Genomic DNA, 16910 nt, shown 5'->3' with positions numbered 1-16910 from the left:
AATTGGGACTACAATATTAGATTGATTTGGTTCATATACGTTTCAAAAAACAATTTAGTCTTTGGGACCGTCCAACACCTCTGTTTGCAAAATAGCATATATTTTTTGTGTTTGGATGCTATCCTGAAAATTGATAAACATTTTTAGGGAATCGTGATGAATCAACTTGATTTTTTGCTGCCTCAAATCATCCACAAACACATAGACTTTGGATTGCGTAAGTGAGTCCTTGAAAACTCCTTTTTCCTTTGCCATCCAAGAAAATCCGGAACTACGTTCCATTTCGGGCAATTTTGCCACCAATGCAATACTATCTATTTCGGTGATGGGTATTTGCTGGTAATAGATTCCGGATAGCATTTTCAACTTTCCATCTTCCAACTTGCACCAATTTTTATAGTGTATTATAAAGGCCAAGCCACAGACAATGAGCGTGAGAACAATCAATGCGTTCCACAACCAATGTCTTTTCTTTTTACTCATCTTCTTTACCTGTTCTAAACTTGTCAAACCAAGCCACCGTGTGGGCTACTTTGGTCATCAGATTACTCGGTTTGCTGGCTATACCATGACTTGCTCCTGGGATTTCCACTAAAACGGTCTCTATCTTTCGGAGTTTGAGTGCATGATACAATTGTTTGGCCTCGCTGGGAGGTGTTCGCAAATCGTTCATTCCCACCATTACCATTGTGGGTGTCTCTACATTACCAACGAGCGAAATAGGGGAAAATTTCCAATACCCTTCAAAATTTTCCCAAGGCTGCCCTGGATACCTATGATTGAAATAATAAAAGTAGTTATCGGCCACCAAGGTCTTACTGATCCAGTTCATTACAGGTTTGGCCACTACGGCAGCTTCAAAACGATTGTTCTTTCCAATGATCCAAGCGGACATGATTCCGCCTGCGCTACCTCCCGTAACGAACAATTGGTCTTCATGGGCAATTCCCATTTCTATGCAGTGGTCCACACCATCCATTACATCATTATAGTCTTCACCAGGATAGTTGTTGTACAAAAGGTTGCCAAATTCCTCCCCATAACTTGTACTTCCTCTGGGGTTTGGATAAAAAACGATATATCCTTCGGAAGCATAGAGTTGCATTTCTATAGAAAACCGGTCACCATAATTAAGGATAGGCCCTCCATGGTTCTCTACCATAAAAGGATATTTTTTATTGCTATCGTAGTTGGGAGGATACACCACCCATCCTTGTATATCCCTCCCATCCACTGATGATTTGTACCACACTTCTTCCACCTTTCCCAAGGTTCTATAGTTGAGTAATGCAGCATTCAACGTTGTTAATTGGGCAGGTACTTTTGATTTTGGCTTAAGGACAGCCAGCTCTGCTGGATAATTAGGTCTGGTTTGTGTAAACGCGATTGTGCCATTTTTTGAAACACTATACGCACCACTTGCATAGGGTCTTCCCAAAGTGGTGCCTCCAACATTGTCCACCAGTTTTTCCACTTTCCCAGAAAGGGAAACATATCCAATCTTACCATTGCCCTTATCATCATAATATACATAGAGTCCATCGCCCTTTGCATTCCATTGGATTTTAGACAAGGTTCTGTCCAATCCCGCAGAAAGTAACCGTTTATTACTGCCATCACTATTCATAATATGGAGCTTCCTAGTTTGGAAAGCCTGCACTTTATCCTCAAAACCTAAGTAAGCGATATATTTTCCATCAGGAGAAACTTGTGGATTATAATCGGGCCCATTTCGGTCAGTTAAAGCAGTTATTGCACCACTTTCCACGCTAACGGAATAAATCTCACTATTTCTGAAGCGATATTCCCAATCTTCTACCCTATTCGCTGAGAAATAAATTTTTGAAGCATCCGGAGACCATGAAAGTGTTCCTCTGTGGTGCCAGTCTCCTGATGTTATCTGTCTGGGAGCACCACCCTCTGCTGGAATGGTAAAAATATGGTTGAATCCTGGCTTGATATAACCTTTACCGTCAGCTTCATGATAAACCCGATCAGTAATTCGAGGGGGCTCCGCCCATTTTGCCCCTTTGGGTTTTTTAGGAATTTTGGCAATTACCGGAGGTGCTTTGGGCACATTCATGGAGAATGCCAATTGCTTACCATCTGGAGACCACGTCAATGAACTGGGACTAAAAGGCAATTGCGTCAATTTTGCAACCTTTCCAGATGCCACCCAATACATATAAATTTCTGAACCTTCATCGGTACTGCTGGAAAATGCAATTCGATCACCTGAGGGCGACCATCGTGGATTACTCTCGTTGCCTTCATTTGCAGTTAACTTTTGATGTTGGCTTCCATCGGTTCTAATTATCCATAAATTGCCTTTGGATGCATCTTTCAAAATATCAAATCCCATTCTTCGATAAACCACCCATTCCCCATTTGGTGAAACTTGGGGGTCGGACACATATTGTAAATCAAAAATGTCTAAATACGAGAAGTTTGGTTTTTGGGCCGTAATAAATTGAAAGGATATGGCCAAAGCCAAAAGACAGAGAACCTTTTTCATTTTGATTGATTTTTGGACTTTTTAAAGATAGTGGAAACCGCTAAGAATCCCATACCGCATATTCATTAGTATCTTTGGAAAAGAAACACTTATTTAATGGATTTTTCTGGTAAAACTGTCTTGATCACTGGCGCTTCACGTGGAATAGGCAAGGCAACAGCTTTGGCCTTTGCCCAAAAAGGGGCCAAAGTAGGTATCAACTTTCGCAGTAACATTGAAGAAGCCCAGAAAACACTTTCGGAACTTCCCGGGGATGGGCATGGCCTTTTTCAAAAAGATATTTCCCAAAAGGAAAATTGTCAAGAATTGATTCATGAATTTGTTGAAGCCTATGGCCAATTGGATATTTTAGTGAACAATGCTGCCATTTTTCATCATCACAAAATTGATGAAATTGATTTTAAGGGATGGGGCCAAGAATGGGAAACCACATTTGAAACCAATCTCTTTGCTGCGGCTCACCTAACCTATTGGGCCTCTCAAAAAATGATAGCATCTGGCGGCGGAAAAATTGTGAATGTCTCTTCCAGGGGTGCTTTTAGAGGCGAACCCAATGCTCCCGCTTATGGCGCCAGCAAAGCGGCATTAAATGCCATGAGTCAATCTTTGGCCAAAAAGTTAGCACCGCATAATATTTTTGTTGGCGTAGTTGCCCCGGGGTTTACTGCTACTGAAATGGGAGTCAACGCCCTAACACCAGAAGAGGAAGAGCGTTTGTTGGCCGAAACTCCTTTTCAACGTATGGCAAAACCTGAGGAAGTAGCCCATGCCGTCCTATTTTTGGCCTCGGAGGGTGCCGAATATTGTTCGGGTACCATTATCGATGTCAATGGCGCATCCTATTTAAGAAGTTAAACCCATGAAAGCTGCAACCATAGCCCAACTCAAAAAAGAATTGCAATTTAGGTCAGAGGATGAGATCCTTCAGCTTTGTCTGCGATTGGCTCGATTTAAAAAAGAAAACAAAGAACTCCTCACTTATTTGCTTTTTGAAGCCGGGGATGAAAATGGTTACATTGAAACCGTTAAACTTGAAGTGGACGAACTTTTTTTGGACATTAATACAAACAGTTATTTCTATATCAAAAAAAGTGTTCGAAAAATCTTGAGAAACCTTAAAAAATACATTCGGTATTCTGGCAACAAAGAAACCGAGGTGGAATTGCTACTGTATTTCTGTCAAAAATTAAAGGTCTTTTCTCCTTCCATTCAAAGGAATACCACTTTGCTAAATCTATACAAAAGACAACTGGAGTATATTCAAAAGAAACTTTCAGCCCTACATGAGGATTTGCAGTATGACTACAGATTGGTTTTGGAAGAATTGTACTAATGATTCTAAAATAAAAAAGGGAAGCATCGATACTTCCCTTCCTTATGATTAGTCGGTTATCTGTAATCTAAGTTATGCCACTTTCTTAAGTGCCTTTTTGGCTGAGCTAGCTTTTTTTGCCGCTACTTTAGCTTTAAGTTGTCTAACTTTTGCCTTCTTAGCTACTTTTTCCAATTCTTTTTTCTTTGCCTTTTTCTTCTTCAATTTCTGAAGTTTAGCAACTGCTTTCTTAGCTGCTTTTTCTTTAGCTTTTAGATTCTTCTTTGCTTTCTTCAAAGCCTTTTTCAGTTTACTTTTTTTGGACATCTTTCATTTTTTAATGTTACCACAAAGTTAAGTAAACATAAATTAAATGTAAATTATTCTTAAGTTATTTACTTATATCGATTTTGAGGAAACGTTCGTAATTGAATTAAGTGCAATGTTTTTAATGGTTCCTGTCCCTTCAAAATATACACTTATCCCCTTAATCTTCGCTGAAGTTTCATGTCCCTTTCCTTCATATACCTGAACACCATCCACAAAAATTTCAAGTTTGCCCTTTTTGGAAATACATTGCAAATCAACAAAGTCATTAAAATCAACCCCAAAACCTGAAAGGTCATTTTTCTTTCCATCAATATAATCTCCAAAAGCTAATAGATTAAGGTTTGCAATACATCCTTTTTTGGCCAAGGGAATGCCCAAGGCCCCTCCATCATAGAGTACAAATACTTTTACTCCCTGACATCCACTCAACCCTTCCTTTAAGGTGTTTTTCACTTGAAAGGAAAATTCAAAATTATCCGTATATAGCTCTCCAAAATCTCTGACTTTATAGAGACTGGTCATTACATTTGAAGTTCTTGGATCCATATCATAGGCACTTAGTACATCTAGGGTAATTGAAAGCTCATCACCTTGTTTAATTTCTTCACGCTGAAGATAAATGGGAGCATTGTCTTGTTGGATTACCCCTAACCAATCTTGGGTTTTTATGAAAACATCATCCTCTTGTACAATAGTGCCATCAACAACCAGCTTTGACTTGAAGAACCCTGGCAAATAATAAATGCAAGTGGCAATACTATCGGTTTTGTTAATTAAGATTCGTTTGTTTTCATCCCAATCTTGTTGTATTTCAATCACTGCACTATCCCTTGCATTGGAGGCATCATACTCAAAAACAACAGAATTGGGTATCTCATCACTGACAATTCTACTTTTAAACTTAAAAGCTGATTTATCAAGGGTAGCGACTTTACTTACCTCATCAGGATTTCTACGCCAAAACATGGCCATTAAAACTCCTGCGACTAAAATCAGTACCCCCAGTACGACCAAGTTTGATGTTTTTATCTCCTTCCAAAACGTTTTTGGAAGAGGTTGGGATTTGTAACTTCCTGCAAACTCTCGCCAGTTTTTATGTCCAATAAATTCCGATAGGATATCCAAAGTAGCAGAACTTGGATTAGCTATCAACTCGGCCCTACCCCAAATTCTTTTCAGTGTTGTAACACTCAATCTTTTTTTGGTCGAGGAAAAAATGCGGTCACTTAGCTCTTCAAAGTCTTTATTGCTCCAATTGGTACCACTGCCCCAGCCTAGTTGTTTCTCAACTTGTGCAACCAAATATTGAATCATGTTAAGTTTTGATTTATCCATAAAACTAAAAAGCGTTTAGCGAGCCATCTATTTTGAACAGGATTAAACAGGATTGAACAAGTTGAAAGGGCGTTCCAATACTCAATCCAATCTACATTTACTACAAATCAAATTTAGTTTAAAATTCAAATCATTAAAAAATGGACAATTCATTACAAAAACTGTATGCAGCACTAATCTTACTGCTCATTTTTAATATTTCGTATGGTCAAGGGACCAGAAAAAAACAGGCCAAGGTCTTACAATTCCCTTTAACTGAAAAGTATTGGTCACCTGTATCTGATAATGTGGAATTCATCACCTACAAAACAGTTAATGCTGTAAAGAGTACCAACGACCGTCCTATCAATGTTATGCTAAAGGACTTTGAGTTTACTACAGGAACTATTGAATTTGATGTAGAACTGAAAGGGGCGGGCTTTCCGGGAATCAATTTTCGCATAGATAAAGACACCTTGAATTCAGAAATATTTTATCTGCGGCATTTTGGAAAACCGAATCCTCTCCGCAGAACTTCCATGCAATATGCAGCCGTATTGGATGGCGTAAATCTATGGGATGTGACTGATGACTATCAAGCAGCAGCAACCATTTTGGAAAATCAATGGAACCATATCAAGTTGGTAGTATCTGAAAATCAGATGAAAGTGTTTGTAAATGATCTACAAAAACCGGCACTATTGGTTCCTGCATTGGAAGGTGTAACAAAATCTGGTGGAATAGCTCTTTCTGGTAACGTGATTTATGCCAATATGACCATACAGCCCAATGCAACAGAGGACTTACCTGCCACCAAAGGTTATGATCCAACCTACAATGACCCTAATTATTTAAGAGATTGGGAGGTAACAGAACCTGTTGATTTTCCCTCTGGAAAAGACCTGATGCAGCAGATTCTTGTAAGTCCGGGTGTTGCCATTGATAGTACGCTATTGAACAGCTCTGCAGTTTGGAAGTCCATAAAAGCAAGTCGCAGAGCCTTAGTGAACTTGACAGAAATGTATGGGGCCACAGCAAGTGGTGAAAGAAAATTAACATGGTTAAAAACAACCATTAACTCTGATAAAATTCAAGAAAAAGAAGTAAATCTTGGATTTAGCGACGAAGTTTGGGTTTTTATAAACGGTCAGCCCTTGTACCAAGATAAAAATTACTACGGTTCCCCAGGTATGAAACAACCACGTGGAAGATGTACGATAGAAAATGCTTCGTTCAATATTCCTTTTAAAGAAGGGGAAAATGAAATTTTAATTGGGCTGACCAACTACTTTTATGGTTGGGGTATTATCGCCCGCTTAAAAAATATGGACGGTCTTAGTTTCAAATAAACCTAAATTACTACTGAAAACCAGTTAAAAATGATGATCAAGAAATACTTTGCCCAATGGACCAAACCTCACGTTTTTGAAAAATGGCACATGAATTTATTGGTGGCGATACCAAGAATAGTAGGTGGATTATTGCTTTGTTTTGAATTCGGATCAAGCAAATTTGGTATGCCTTGGTCTACTTCAGAAGAGCTTGGATTGCTCCAAGTTGCCAGTTGGTTTCCTGAGGATATTGAAAAATTTGGGTTTCCATTCAGTCTGGCTCCTAGTCTATTGGCTTGGTTAGGTGCTGCAACCGAAGCAATTGGCGGACTGTTTTTAGTCTTTGGCTTGGGAACAAGAATTTGGAGCGTTTTATTAGCTCTGACAATGCTTACCGCAATCTTCTATCAAAAGTGGCCAGATGCCATGGAATATGGGAGTAGTTGGCCTTTGTTACCGGCAATCGGTTTCTTATGGATATCTATGTTTTGTATTGTTTTAGGGTCAGGGAAGTTTGGAATTGACTATTTAATTTCAAAAAAGTAAAACCCTTTAGTCCAATAAGGTTCCGTTTTACCCCAACCCCACATCAAGAGTCATCATGATGATAAATCCACCGATAAAACCCATTGTGGCAATATCGGTGTATTTGTCTTGTTGGGTCTCCGGAATTACCTCTTCAACCACTACAAAGATCATTGCCCCAGCAGCAAAAGCCAACGCATAAGGCAGAATAGGTTCAAAAGTAAGTACGGCCCAAGCGCCAAGCACCCCAGCTATAGGTTCCACAATGGCGGATGCCTGTCCATATGAAAAACTTTTCCATCTGCTCAATCCTTGCCTACGCATAGGAACGGCCACTGCAAAACCTTCAGGAAAGTTCTGAAGTCCAATACCTAAGGCCAGAGCAACTGCCCCACCTATGGTGGCACCTTCAAAACCAGAGGCTACACCACCAAATAGTACTCCCACTGCCAATCCCTCTGGAATATTGTGTAAGGTAATTGCCAACACCAACAGCGTTGTTCGGTGCCAAGGGGTCTTAACTCCCTCCGCTTCATCAATCTTAAAATTGATATGCAAGTGGGGTAGAATTTTATCCAAACCAAAAATGAAGAGTGCTCCCAAAAGAAACCCTACTGCGGACGGAATAACCTTCACAAATCCCTCACCCTCACTCATTTCTATTCCTGGTGCCAACAAACTCCAAAAACTGGCAGCCACCATAACACCACCGGTAAAACCAAGCATTCCGTCCAACAAGGCACGGTTGGGTCTTTTAAATAAAAATACCAGTGCTGCTCCAGCTGCCGTAAGTCCCCAAGTGAACAAAGTGGCGTACAAGGCGGCCAAAATAGGATCAATGCTCTGTAAATATTCAATTACCTGTTCCATTATTCATTCTTTTTAATGTAAAGATTGGATGCAATTTGATGGGAAATGAGTAGCTCTCTATTCTCTATTTGTATTCGAAGTGATTGGTCAAAATCCTCAATCTCCAAAACTTCGATGGTATTCCCCAGTGCTATGTTGTTTTTGTCCAAAAATTTAAGAAAAGGAGCTGATGAATCTTTCACCCCAACACAAACACCTTTGGTGTTCAGCGGAATTTCACTCAACAATTGTTTATCCCTTTCCAAAAACTTTCCATCCTTACTGGGAATGGGATCACCATGGGGATCATATTTTGGGAAATCCAAGAGTTGATCCAACTTATCAATCAACTTTTCGCTTTTAATGTGTTCCAATTGCTCTGCCACTTCATGGACTTCATCCCAAGCAAAATCTAATTTCTGTACTAAAAACACCTCCCACAACCGGTGTTTTCTAATAATGGAAAGTGCCGTTTTTATTCCTAAATCAGTTAGTGAAATACCTTGGTACTTCTTATAATGAACAAAACCTTTTTCTGCCAATTTCTTTGCCATATCTGTAACAGAAGAGGGTTTGGTCTCCATTTGCTCTGCAATGGCATTGGTGGAAATAAGAGAAGTTTTGTTTCCTCCCAAATGAAAAATAGTTTTCAAATAGTTCTCCTCTGACCGTGTCATTAAAAATGATTTTCACAAAAATACATTTTTATTTGTCAAAACCAATTTTTAGATTTGTCTAAAAATAAATTTTGATTACTTTTTTTGCAACTCAGTCGCATTAACTTATTTTTGTTCTGACTAATTCTAAATAAATTGTTTTGAAGAATTTACTTTTTACGCTTTGCTTCATCTCCAGCTCTTTTCTTGTTGCTCAAAATGCCAGCATTCATGGAACAGTAACTGAAAATGGAATTCCATTGCCTTATGTGAACATTCATCTGAAAGGGACACAAATAGGAACATCTTCTGATGAAAATGGTCAATTTTCACTTGATGGGCTTCAACAAGGCTCCTATACTTTGATTGCATCTTCCATAGGATACCTTCCTTATAAAACCAAGATTCTTATTACATCTGGGGAGACGAAGAACTTGACCATCCACATGGAAATTTCAGCTGAAAGTTTGGATGAAACCGTTGTCACCGGCACCTTAAAACCCGTAAATCGTTTAGAAAGTCCGGTTCCTGTTGAAGTCTACTCTCCTACTTTTCTAAAGAAAAATCCAACTGCAAGTATTTTTGATGCGCTCCAAAATGTAAATGGTGTACGCCCTCAAATCAATTGTAATGTTTGTAACACCGGAGATATCCATATCAATGGTTTAGAAGGTCCTTATACCTTGGTTTTGATTGATGGAATGCCTATAGTTAGTGGTTTAGGCACTGTATATGGATTAACTGGCATCCCAAATTCCTTGATTGAGCAAATTGAAATAGTGAAAGGTCCAGCCTCTACCCTCTACGGTAGTGAAGCTGTTGGGGGGTTGATCAACATCATCACCAAACACGCTCCAAATGCTCCTGAGTTCTCTGCGGATGGTTTTGTTACTGGTTGGGGGGAATACAATTTGGATGTGGGAAGTAAAATTGAACTGGGCAAAAAGACAGATATATTGTTGGGAGTCAATTATTTTAATTATGATGTTCCCATCGATAATAATGGCGATAATTTTACAGATGTTACACTACAAGACCGTATTTCCATTTTCCAAAAATGGAATTTTAAACGAGAAAATGCTCGCGTGCTCTCCCTAGCAGGAAGGTTTTTTTATGAAGACCGTTGGGGTGGAGAAATGCAATGGACGCCAGAGTTTAGGGGAGGTGATGAAATTTACGGTGAAAGCATCTATACCAGAAGATGGGAAGTATTGGGAAAATACCAGCTCCCCATAAAGGAGAAAGTGTTATTGTCAGTTTCTTACAACGACCACAATCAAAATTCGGTTTACGGAGACACTCCCTATTTAGCCGATCAACGCATCGGTTTTGGGCAACTCACTTGGGATAAATCCGCAGGTAAACATGACCTACTATTGGGTAGTGCGGTGCGCTACAATTATTACAACGACAATACTCCTGCAACTCTAGAACCCGATAATGTTTGGATACCCAGCATTTTTGTTCAAGATGAAATTAAATTAGCCCAAAAACATTCCTTTTTAGCTGGACTACGCTATGATTATGACAATCGGCATGGCAACATTTTTACCCCCCGAGCCGCTTATAAATGGAAGATTTCAGACAATGATATTGTAAGGGTCAATACAGGAACGGGGTTTCGGGTAGTCAACCTTTTCACCGAAGATCATGCTGCACTTACCGGTGCTCGAGAAGTTGTGATTGCTGAAGAATTAAAACCGGAACGGTCTCTAAATTTCAACATCAACTATTTGAAAAAAATCTATGGTGACAATGGTACTTATATGAGTATAGACGCATCAGCTTTTTACACCCATTTTTCAAATGCCATTCTACCCGACTATGATACAAACTCCAACCAAATCATTTATGATAATTTGGATGGAAAATCAGTTTCCCAAGGTATCAGCGCCAATTTTGAAACAGTTTTTGCCAATGGCCTTCGCTTGTTGGTAGGGGCTACTTGGCAGGATGTCAGCAATACAGAAAATGGCGTAAAACAACAACAAATCCTCACTGAAAGTTTTACAGGAACTTGGAATGTTTCTTATACATTCCGCCCCCTCAACCTTACCGTAGATTACACTGGCAATCTTTATGGTCCTATGCGGTTGCCTCTTTTAGGAGACCTAGACCCAAGGCAGGAATACTCTCCTACTTGGAGCATCCAAAACATACAGTTCACCTACAAAGGCTTAAAAGATTTTGAGGTTTACGGAGGCATCAAAAATCTTTTGGATTGGACTCCAAACAAGGGCAATCCCTTTATTATTGCCAGGGCCAGTGATCCGTTTGACAAAAACGTGACCTTTGACTCCAATGGCAATGCTCTAGCTACACCTAACAACCCCTACGCCCTTACATTTGACCCCAGCTACGTTTATGGCCCCAATCAAGGTATTAGAGGATTCTTCGGGATGCGATATACGCTCTTTTGAAAACTATGCTTCAATAAGAAATTGATAATTACCCCCACAATATTATTTTGACAAAAAACAAATCAAAAAAATGTGTACATTTAACACGTAAGGGTTCAATTTTAATTTTTTGACAACTATGGCGTTAAATTCTGAGCAAAAAAAGCAAGCTCATGATATGATGGACTTGTGGGAGGACGATCTTCTGGAGCGCTATCCAGAAAACCAGGACAAATCCAAGGAAGAATTCAGGAATTATGACAATCCTGCGAGGGACACGGTCAAAGAATTCTACAAAATGAACCACACGTACCAGACCTACGATTTTGTGCTCGAAAAAGAAAAAGAATTTCTGTCTTTAGACCGCAAAGAAATGGGTTTGTGGGATGCCGTGGACTATTTGAATACCCTAGTGGACGATTCTGACCCTGATATTGATTTGGACCAGACCCAACACTTGTTACAAACTTCAGAAGCTATTCGTGCAGACGGGCAACCCGATTGGTTTGTACTAACTGGATTTTTGCACGATTTGGGCAAAGTACTTTGCTTGTTCGGAGAAGAGCAATGGGCAGTAGTTGGAGATACTTTTCCGGTTGGTTGCCAGTTTTCGGATAAAATTGTGTATCCAGAGTTCTTCAAAAACAATCCTGATGCCACCAATGAAAAGTACAATACCAAACTGGGCGTCTATGAAGAAAATTGTGGTCTTAAAAATGTACATATGTCATGGGGTCATGATGAATATCTGTACCATGTCATGAAAGACCATCTGCCCGAAGAAGGCTTATACATTATCCGATACCATAGTTTTTATGCCCAACATAGAGAACACGCTTACAACCATTTAATGGATGAGCATGATCACAAGATGTTCAAATGGGTAGATAAATTCAATCCATACGATTTATACACTAAGGCACCGGTCCGACCCAACGTTAAAGAACTACGACCTTATTATGAGGATTTAGCCGCTAAATACCTTCCCGATACACTTCGGTTTTAATAGCGGATGACACAATTCATAAGTTTTTTTGTATTCACTGCCTTTGTTGCGACCTATTCCAGTTGGAAACTAAGGAAAGACAATCTTTCTTCTAAAGATGGTTATTTTCTAGGAGGGAGAAGCTTAACGGGCATTGTCATAGCCGGTTCTTTACTATTGACCAACATTTCTACAGAACATTTGGTGGGAATGAACGGTGATGCCTATAAACACGGGGCTATCATTATTGCCTGGGAAGTTACCTCTGCATTGGCCTTGGTCGCTGCGGCCCTATATTTTGCCCCACGTTATCTGAAAATGGGACTGACAACTATTCCTGAGTTTTTGGAAAAACGTTTTGATGGCCTGACCAGGACCATTATTGCTTTTTTGTTGATTATATCCTTTGTTTCCACACTTTTGCCCATTGTATTGTATTCGGGCGCCATTAGTATTGAGCAAATTTTTGATATTTCAACACTTTTAAACATCAGTCAAAGTGAAGGCTTATGGCTAACCGTGGTCACAGTAGGATGTATTGGAGCCATTTATGCCATTTTTGGCGGTTTAAAAATGGTAGCTTATACTGATACCATTAACGGTTTTGGACTTTTGGTAGCAGGTATTTCTATTCCAATTTTAGCACTTTGGAATATTGGAGATGGCGATATTTTGAATGGGCTACAACTAGTTTTTGATAAGGCCCCAGAAAAATTCAATGTTATCAGCGATGAAGTTTCGGTTGGGGAAGGTGCTCGCGACTCCATAATGCCCTTTGGGGTACTGTTCACCGGATTGATCATTAACCAACTTTACTTTTGGACCATGCACCAATCCATTATTCAACGAGCTTTGGGAGCCATCAGTTTAAAAGAAGCGCAAAAAGGATTGCTCTACACAGGGTTATTGAAAATATTGGTTCCCTTGATCATTGTTGTCCCGGGAATTATCGCCTTCTATTATTTTAATGATACTTTTTACGACCAAAAGGAATTGGTCTACCCCAATTTGGTAAAAAAAGTACTTCCATTCTGGATGACCGGTTTCTTTGTAGCTGTACTCATGGGTGCCATTTTGAGCACTTTCAATAGTGCATTGAACAGTGCGGCCACCATTTTTAGCTTAGGGATTTACAAAAGGTACATCAACAAAAATGCCAATGAAAAGCTATTGGTCCGAATAGGTAAATCCACCTCAGCACTGCTAGCATTATTTGCTATTGGCATAGCACCTTTTATTGCACATGCCCCCCGAGGCCTATATCAATTGCTACAACAATTAAATGGAATATTCTTCATTCCTATGGCTACAGTTATTTTAGCTGGATTTTTCTTGCCCCAAGTCTCTGCTAAGGGAGCAAAAGCTGGATTACTCTTTGGACTTCTTTTTTATGTGGTCACAAACTTTATCTTTCAAGTCAATTTACATTATGTCCATATTTGGGGCATCGAATTTGTACTTAACATCGGGGTAATGTTATTGGTCTCCAAATGGTTTCCAAGAACCAATAATTTTAGCATCACCAATGTAGGAGTGGTTGATGTGACCCAGTGGAAATATGCCAAAGGTTTTAGCATTTTTCTAGTTTTGACCACTTTAGCAGTTTATGTGCTATTAGGAAATGTAGGGTGAAAGAATAAGTTTCCGTCTGGTCACGAATGTGTTGTCCACACTGGCCTATAATTCTGTATTTTTGAGCCATGTCCTCTTTTGACTATATCATTCTCGGAGCTGGTGCAGCAGGACTTTTATTAGCAGATTCCTTTGGGAAGGATGATTTTTTTGTTTCCAAATCTATTTTAATATTGGATAAAGATTCCAAAAACAAAAATGACCGTACCTGGTGCTTTTGGGAAAAGAACGAAGGTGAATTTGATCATTTAACGCACAAAGTCTGGAACAAAATTTACTTCGCTGGAAATCAACTCCAATTATCCACCAATATATTGCCCTATTCCTATAAAATGCTCCGAGGCATCGATTTTTATAATCATTATGTGCACAAGATAAAGACATATTCAAATGTGACTTGGATTCAAGATTCCGTCACTGATGTTATCGAGCATGAAAATGATGTTCAAATCATCACAGCAAAAGAAAATTATCGCGGTAAAACAGTTTTTACCAGCATATTTGATTCAAAACCAATGTATCAACAAAAAAAGTTTCCTGTTTTGCAGCAGCACTTTTTGGGTTGGTTCATTAAAACTGAGACCCCAGTCTTCGACCAAGCACAAGCAACATTTATGGATTTTTCCATTCTTCAAAAAGGAAATACCAGATTCATGTATGTGCTTCCCTTTTCCAAAACAGAGGCTTTGGTCGAGTATACCCTGTTTTCTGAAAACCTACTGGAAAAAGCAGATTATGAGACAGCCATTAAGGACTATCTTAAAGAAAAATTTGAAAATCCATCATATGAAATCGTAGATACGGAAAAGGGTAGCATTCCAATGACTTGCTACCCTTTTCATCATAAAAACACTTCCAAAATCTTGCATATTGGTGTTGCAGGAGGATGGGCAAAGCCAAGTACAGGTTTTACTTTTTACAATACCCACAAACAAGTTATAAAGCTAGTTGAGTATTTGAAACATGAAAAACCTTTGACCGATTTCCATCAATCCGGCAGGTTTTGGTTTTATGACCTATTATTATTGGACATCCTACATCGGGATAATAGCTCAGGGCGGTCCATATTTGAATCCATGTTCAAAAAAAGAAAAGCTTCCCTTATTCTAAAGTTCCTTGAAAATGAAACTACTTTTTGGGAGGATTTGAAAATCATTAGTGCCTGTCCCAAACTTCCGTTTTTAAAAGCACTCTGGAATAGGGTGTTTTAGTAGTGGAAATCTCAAAATCCAATAAAATAATGTCACCTCGAGTTGAGTGTAGTCAAGAGGTCTTGGAAATTAAAATCTCTAGTTGGTCTCGACTGCGCTCGACCTGACATTTATAGACAAGATTTACATGAAACCCATAGTAGCTTAGACCTCCCTCTGCATTAGGTTTTCTCCAAATTTTCGGAGCAATCCTTTGTGCGTTTCGGTCAACGAGATTTCATCTAATGTATTGAAAGCCTTTTGTGTATAACTTTCTATTTCCATTTTGGCAGCTTCCACCGCTCCACTCTCCTCAAAAATAGATTTTATTGCCTCTATTTTAGTGGTGGAGTCTTCAGGTCTTATGGAATATAAGTGCAATAAACTATTTTGATGCTCCTCCGTACCATTTGATAAAGCTGTCAGGTACAAAAAGGTCTTTTTATTCTCTATTATATCTCCCCCTACTTGTTTTCCAAAGGTTTTAGGGTCACCAAAAGCATCTAAGTAATCATCCTGCAATTGAAAAGCGATACCTAAATTTTTTCCAAACTCATAAATGGCATTGGCGTCCTTTTCTGAAGCTTGACCAATTATTGCTCCCATTTTCATGGCAGCCGCCACCAAAACAGCTGTTTTGTAGGCTATCATTTTAAGATACTCAGGCACGGTAACATCATCCCTAGTTTCAAAATCCATATCGTACTGCTGACCTTCACAAACCTCAATGGCTGTCTTGCTAAAAAGAGAAGTAAGTTCTTTAAAAATGTCAGGAGAGTATTTTTCCAAATATTGATAGGCTTGAATGAGCATGGCGTCCCCAGATAGAATTCCAGTGTTCACATCCCATTTCTCATGCACCGTGGTTTTTCCCCTTCGCAGAGGGGCATCATCCATAATGTCGTCATGCACCAAGGTAAAATTATGGAAAACCTCTATCGCAAGAGCGGCACCCAAAGCCTCGTCAGATTTTCCTCCAAAAAGTTCCGCTGTCATCAAACACAGAACTGGACGCAAACGTTTTCCGCCCAATCCAAGGATATATTGGATGGGGTCATATAAATTTTGGGGTTCCGAAGTCTGGGTATTCGCTTCTAAATGGGATATAAATTTGCTTTGAAGCTGCTCAATAATTTTGGATGTTGACATGCGTCAAAAATACATGCAAAATATCAAAAATCACTACCGAACCAAAAGAATAGCAATGTCCAATTTCCGCATTGCTAATCGTCAAATATCAGAAAGGAAAAAAAATTTGCATCAAAAATGCAATAGATTTGAAAAGCTTCGTCTTTATGGATGAAGAGCGCTAATAGCCTTTTTAATGGCCCATAAAACAGATAACCGTAACAACCTTGCTACTTTTTTCAATGAGGAATATAACTCGTTGAAGTACTATGTGCAATCCAAAATCCAAGATACGTCCGAAAGGGATGCAGAGGACATTGTACAAGATGTGGCATTGCGGGTTTTCTCCAAAGCGGATGATATTTTACCCATCAACAATATTGGAGGATTTGTTTACAGTGCCATTAGGAACAGGATCATTGATATCATGCGGGGTAAAAAGAAAAGAAAATATTCCTCAGAAGATATTGATAGACAATGGCGTGACTTTGCTGAGCTATTTTATGGTAATGCAGATAATTCGTATTCCCCAAAAATGGAAAATGCACTCAAACAGGCCATAGTAGAATTGAAACCTTCTTATAGGGATATTATTATCGCCATAGATTTTGAAGGATATACCTATAAAGAGATAACATCAAAAACGGGTATCCCAACGGGTACTTTAATGTCCCGAAGGCACCGTGCCCTATCATTATTGTTTACAACCTTAGAAAATATTGAAGAATAAAAAAGCATTGGATT

At 39.1% G+C, this 16910-nt stretch carries 16 protein-coding genes; 9 read left to right on the top strand and 7 right to left on the bottom strand.

The window, feature by feature from the left end; all coding sequences use genetic code 11:
* Nucleotides 1-54 precede the first annotated feature (54 nt).
* Complete coding sequence (locus tag HJC33_RS07720; RefSeq protein ID WP_171658236.1) at nucleotides 55-483, bottom strand: hypothetical protein; 429 nt, start codon at nucleotides 481-483, stop codon at nucleotides 55-57.
* Nucleotides 476-2515, bottom strand: a complete 2040-nt coding sequence (locus HJC33_RS07715) for a S9 family peptidase (protein WP_171658235.1) — start codon at nucleotides 2513-2515, stop codon at nucleotides 476-478. Before HJC33_RS07715 ends, HJC33_RS07720 begins: the two co-directional genes overlap by 8 nt.
* Before the next feature lie 96 nt (nucleotides 2516-2611).
* Between HJC33_RS07715 and HJC33_RS07710 the strand changes: the two genes are divergently transcribed.
* Together HJC33_RS07710 and HJC33_RS07705 are read left to right on the top strand one after the other, a co-directional pair.
* Nucleotides 2612-3370 (top strand): SDR family NAD(P)-dependent oxidoreductase, encoded by a 759-nt coding sequence (locus HJC33_RS07710; RefSeq protein ID WP_171658234.1) that lies wholly within the window; start codon nucleotides 2612-2614, stop codon nucleotides 3368-3370.
* A 4-nt stretch (nucleotides 3371-3374) separates the two neighbouring features.
* Nucleotides 3375-3848 (top strand): hypothetical protein, encoded by a 474-nt coding sequence (locus HJC33_RS07705; protein WP_171658233.1) that lies wholly within the window; start codon nucleotides 3375-3377, stop codon nucleotides 3846-3848.
* A gap of 72 nt (nucleotides 3849-3920) precedes the next feature.
* Here HJC33_RS07705 and HJC33_RS07700 read toward each other — a convergent pair whose 3' ends face one another.
* Nucleotides 3921-4154: a hypothetical protein gene (locus HJC33_RS07700; protein ID WP_171658232.1), complete on the bottom strand. Its 234-nt coding sequence runs from the start codon at nucleotides 4152-4154 to the stop codon at nucleotides 3921-3923.
* A gap of 72 nt (nucleotides 4155-4226) precedes the next feature.
* Entirely contained in the window at nucleotides 4227-5492 is a 1266-nt protein-coding gene (locus tag HJC33_RS07695) for a hypothetical protein (protein ID WP_171658231.1), read from the bottom strand.
* Nucleotides 5493-5632: 140 nt separating this feature from the next.
* On the opposite strand from HJC33_RS07695, the gene HJC33_RS07690 reads away from it, so the two are divergent.
* A complete protein-coding gene (locus HJC33_RS07690) occupies nucleotides 5633-6820 on the top strand; it encodes a hypothetical protein (RefSeq protein WP_171658230.1) in 1188 nt (395 codons plus the stop codon).
* A 30-nt stretch (nucleotides 6821-6850) separates the two neighbouring features.
* On the top strand, nucleotides 6851-7348 hold the full coding sequence (locus HJC33_RS07685; protein ID WP_171658229.1) for a DoxX family protein: 498 nt from the start codon (nucleotides 6851-6853) through the stop codon (nucleotides 7346-7348).
* Between the two features lie 27 nt (nucleotides 7349-7375).
* Here the strand turns inward: HJC33_RS07685 and HJC33_RS07680 are convergent, their stop codons facing one another.
* Both HJC33_RS07680 and HJC33_RS07675 read right to left on the bottom strand, forming a co-directional pair.
* Entirely contained in the window at nucleotides 7376-8197 is an 822-nt protein-coding gene (locus HJC33_RS07680) for a ZIP family metal transporter (RefSeq protein ID WP_171658228.1), read from the bottom strand.
* A complete protein-coding gene (locus HJC33_RS07675; RefSeq protein WP_171658227.1) occupies nucleotides 8197-8853 on the bottom strand; it encodes a metal-dependent transcriptional regulator in 657 nt (218 codons plus the stop codon). The genes HJC33_RS07680 and HJC33_RS07675 overlap by 1 nt, the downstream gene beginning before the upstream one ends.
* A 140-nt stretch (nucleotides 8854-8993) precedes the next feature.
* Between HJC33_RS07675 and HJC33_RS07670 the strand changes: the two genes are divergently transcribed.
* The 4 genes from HJC33_RS07670 (at nucleotide 8994) to HJC33_RS07655 (ending at nucleotide 15059) form a co-directional block, all read left to right on the top strand.
* Nucleotides 8994-11252, top strand: a complete 2259-nt coding sequence (locus HJC33_RS07670) for a TonB-dependent receptor (RefSeq protein ID WP_171658226.1) — start codon at nucleotides 8994-8996, stop codon at nucleotides 11250-11252.
* A gap of 118 nt (nucleotides 11253-11370) precedes the next feature.
* Entirely contained in the window at nucleotides 11371-12237 is an 867-nt protein-coding gene (locus HJC33_RS07665; RefSeq protein ID WP_171658225.1) for an inositol oxygenase family protein, read from the top strand.
* A 6-nt stretch (nucleotides 12238-12243) separates the two neighbouring features.
* Entirely contained in the window at nucleotides 12244-13848 is a 1605-nt protein-coding gene (locus HJC33_RS07660; protein ID WP_171658224.1) for a solute:sodium symporter family transporter, read from the top strand.
* A gap of 68 nt (nucleotides 13849-13916) precedes the next feature.
* Nucleotides 13917-15059: a lycopene cyclase family protein gene (locus HJC33_RS07655; RefSeq protein WP_171658223.1), complete on the top strand. Its 1143-nt coding sequence runs from the start codon at nucleotides 13917-13919 to the stop codon at nucleotides 15057-15059.
* Nucleotides 15060-15203: 144 nt separating this feature from the next.
* On the opposite strand, the gene HJC33_RS07650 is transcribed toward HJC33_RS07655, so the two are convergent.
* Complete coding sequence (locus HJC33_RS07650) at nucleotides 15204-16187, bottom strand: polyprenyl synthetase family protein (RefSeq protein WP_171658222.1); 984 nt, start codon at nucleotides 16185-16187, stop codon at nucleotides 15204-15206.
* Nucleotides 16188-16362: 175 nt separating this feature from the next.
* Between HJC33_RS07650 and HJC33_RS07645 the strand changes: the two genes are divergently transcribed.
* Entirely contained in the window at nucleotides 16363-16896 is a 534-nt protein-coding gene (locus HJC33_RS07645; RefSeq protein WP_171658221.1) for an RNA polymerase sigma factor, read from the top strand.
* Nucleotides 16897-16910 lie beyond the last annotated feature (14 nt).

Source organism: Flagellimonas amphidinii (genome assembly GCF_013090115.1).
Lineage (GTDB): Bacteria > Bacteroidota > Bacteroidia > Flavobacteriales > Flavobacteriaceae > Flagellimonas > Flagellimonas amphidinii.
This window is presented reverse-complemented; position numbering and strand designations above follow the sequence as displayed.

Excerpts from the sequence above, each read along its gene's own strand:
- HJC33_RS07720 (WP_171658236.1), bottom strand. The coding sequence starts at position 483 with ATGAGTAAAAAGAAAAGACATTGGTTGTGGAACGCATTGATTGTTCTC.
- HJC33_RS07715 (WP_171658235.1), bottom strand. The coding sequence starts at position 2,515 with ATGAAAAAGGTTCTCTGTCTTTTGGCTTTGGCCATATCCTTTCAATTT.
- HJC33_RS07710 (WP_171658234.1), top strand. The coding sequence starts at position 2,612 with ATGGATTTTTCTGGTAAAACTGTCTTGATCACTGGCGCTTCACGTGGA.
- HJC33_RS07705 (WP_171658233.1), top strand. The coding sequence starts at position 3,375 with ATGAAAGCTGCAACCATAGCCCAACTCAAAAAAGAATTGCAATTTAGG.
- HJC33_RS07700 (WP_171658232.1), bottom strand. The coding sequence starts at position 4,154 with ATGTCCAAAAAAAGTAAACTGAAAAAGGCTTTGAAGAAAGCAAAGAAG.
- HJC33_RS07695 (WP_171658231.1), bottom strand. The coding sequence starts at position 5,492 with ATGGATAAATCAAAACTTAACATGATTCAATATTTGGTTGCACAAGTT.
- HJC33_RS07690 (WP_171658230.1), top strand. The coding sequence starts at position 5,633 with ATGGACAATTCATTACAAAAACTGTATGCAGCACTAATCTTACTGCTC.
- HJC33_RS07685 (WP_171658229.1), top strand. The coding sequence starts at position 6,851 with ATGATGATCAAGAAATACTTTGCCCAATGGACCAAACCTCACGTTTTT.
- HJC33_RS07680 (WP_171658228.1), bottom strand. The coding sequence starts at position 8,197 with ATGGAACAGGTAATTGAATATTTACAGAGCATTGATCCTATTTTGGCC.
- HJC33_RS07675 (WP_171658227.1), bottom strand. The coding sequence starts at position 8,853 with ATGACACGGTCAGAGGAGAACTATTTGAAAACTATTTTTCATTTGGGA.
- HJC33_RS07665 (WP_171658225.1), top strand. The coding sequence starts at position 11,371 with ATGGCGTTAAATTCTGAGCAAAAAAAGCAAGCTCATGATATGATGGAC.
- HJC33_RS07660 (WP_171658224.1), top strand. The coding sequence starts at position 12,244 with ATGACACAATTCATAAGTTTTTTTGTATTCACTGCCTTTGTTGCGACC.
- HJC33_RS07655 (WP_171658223.1), top strand. The coding sequence starts at position 13,917 with ATGTCCTCTTTTGACTATATCATTCTCGGAGCTGGTGCAGCAGGACTT.
- HJC33_RS07650 (WP_171658222.1), bottom strand. The coding sequence starts at position 16,187 with ATGTCAACATCCAAAATTATTGAGCAGCTTCAAAGCAAATTTATATCC.
- HJC33_RS07645 (WP_171658221.1), top strand. The coding sequence starts at position 16,363 with ATGGCCCATAAAACAGATAACCGTAACAACCTTGCTACTTTTTTCAAT.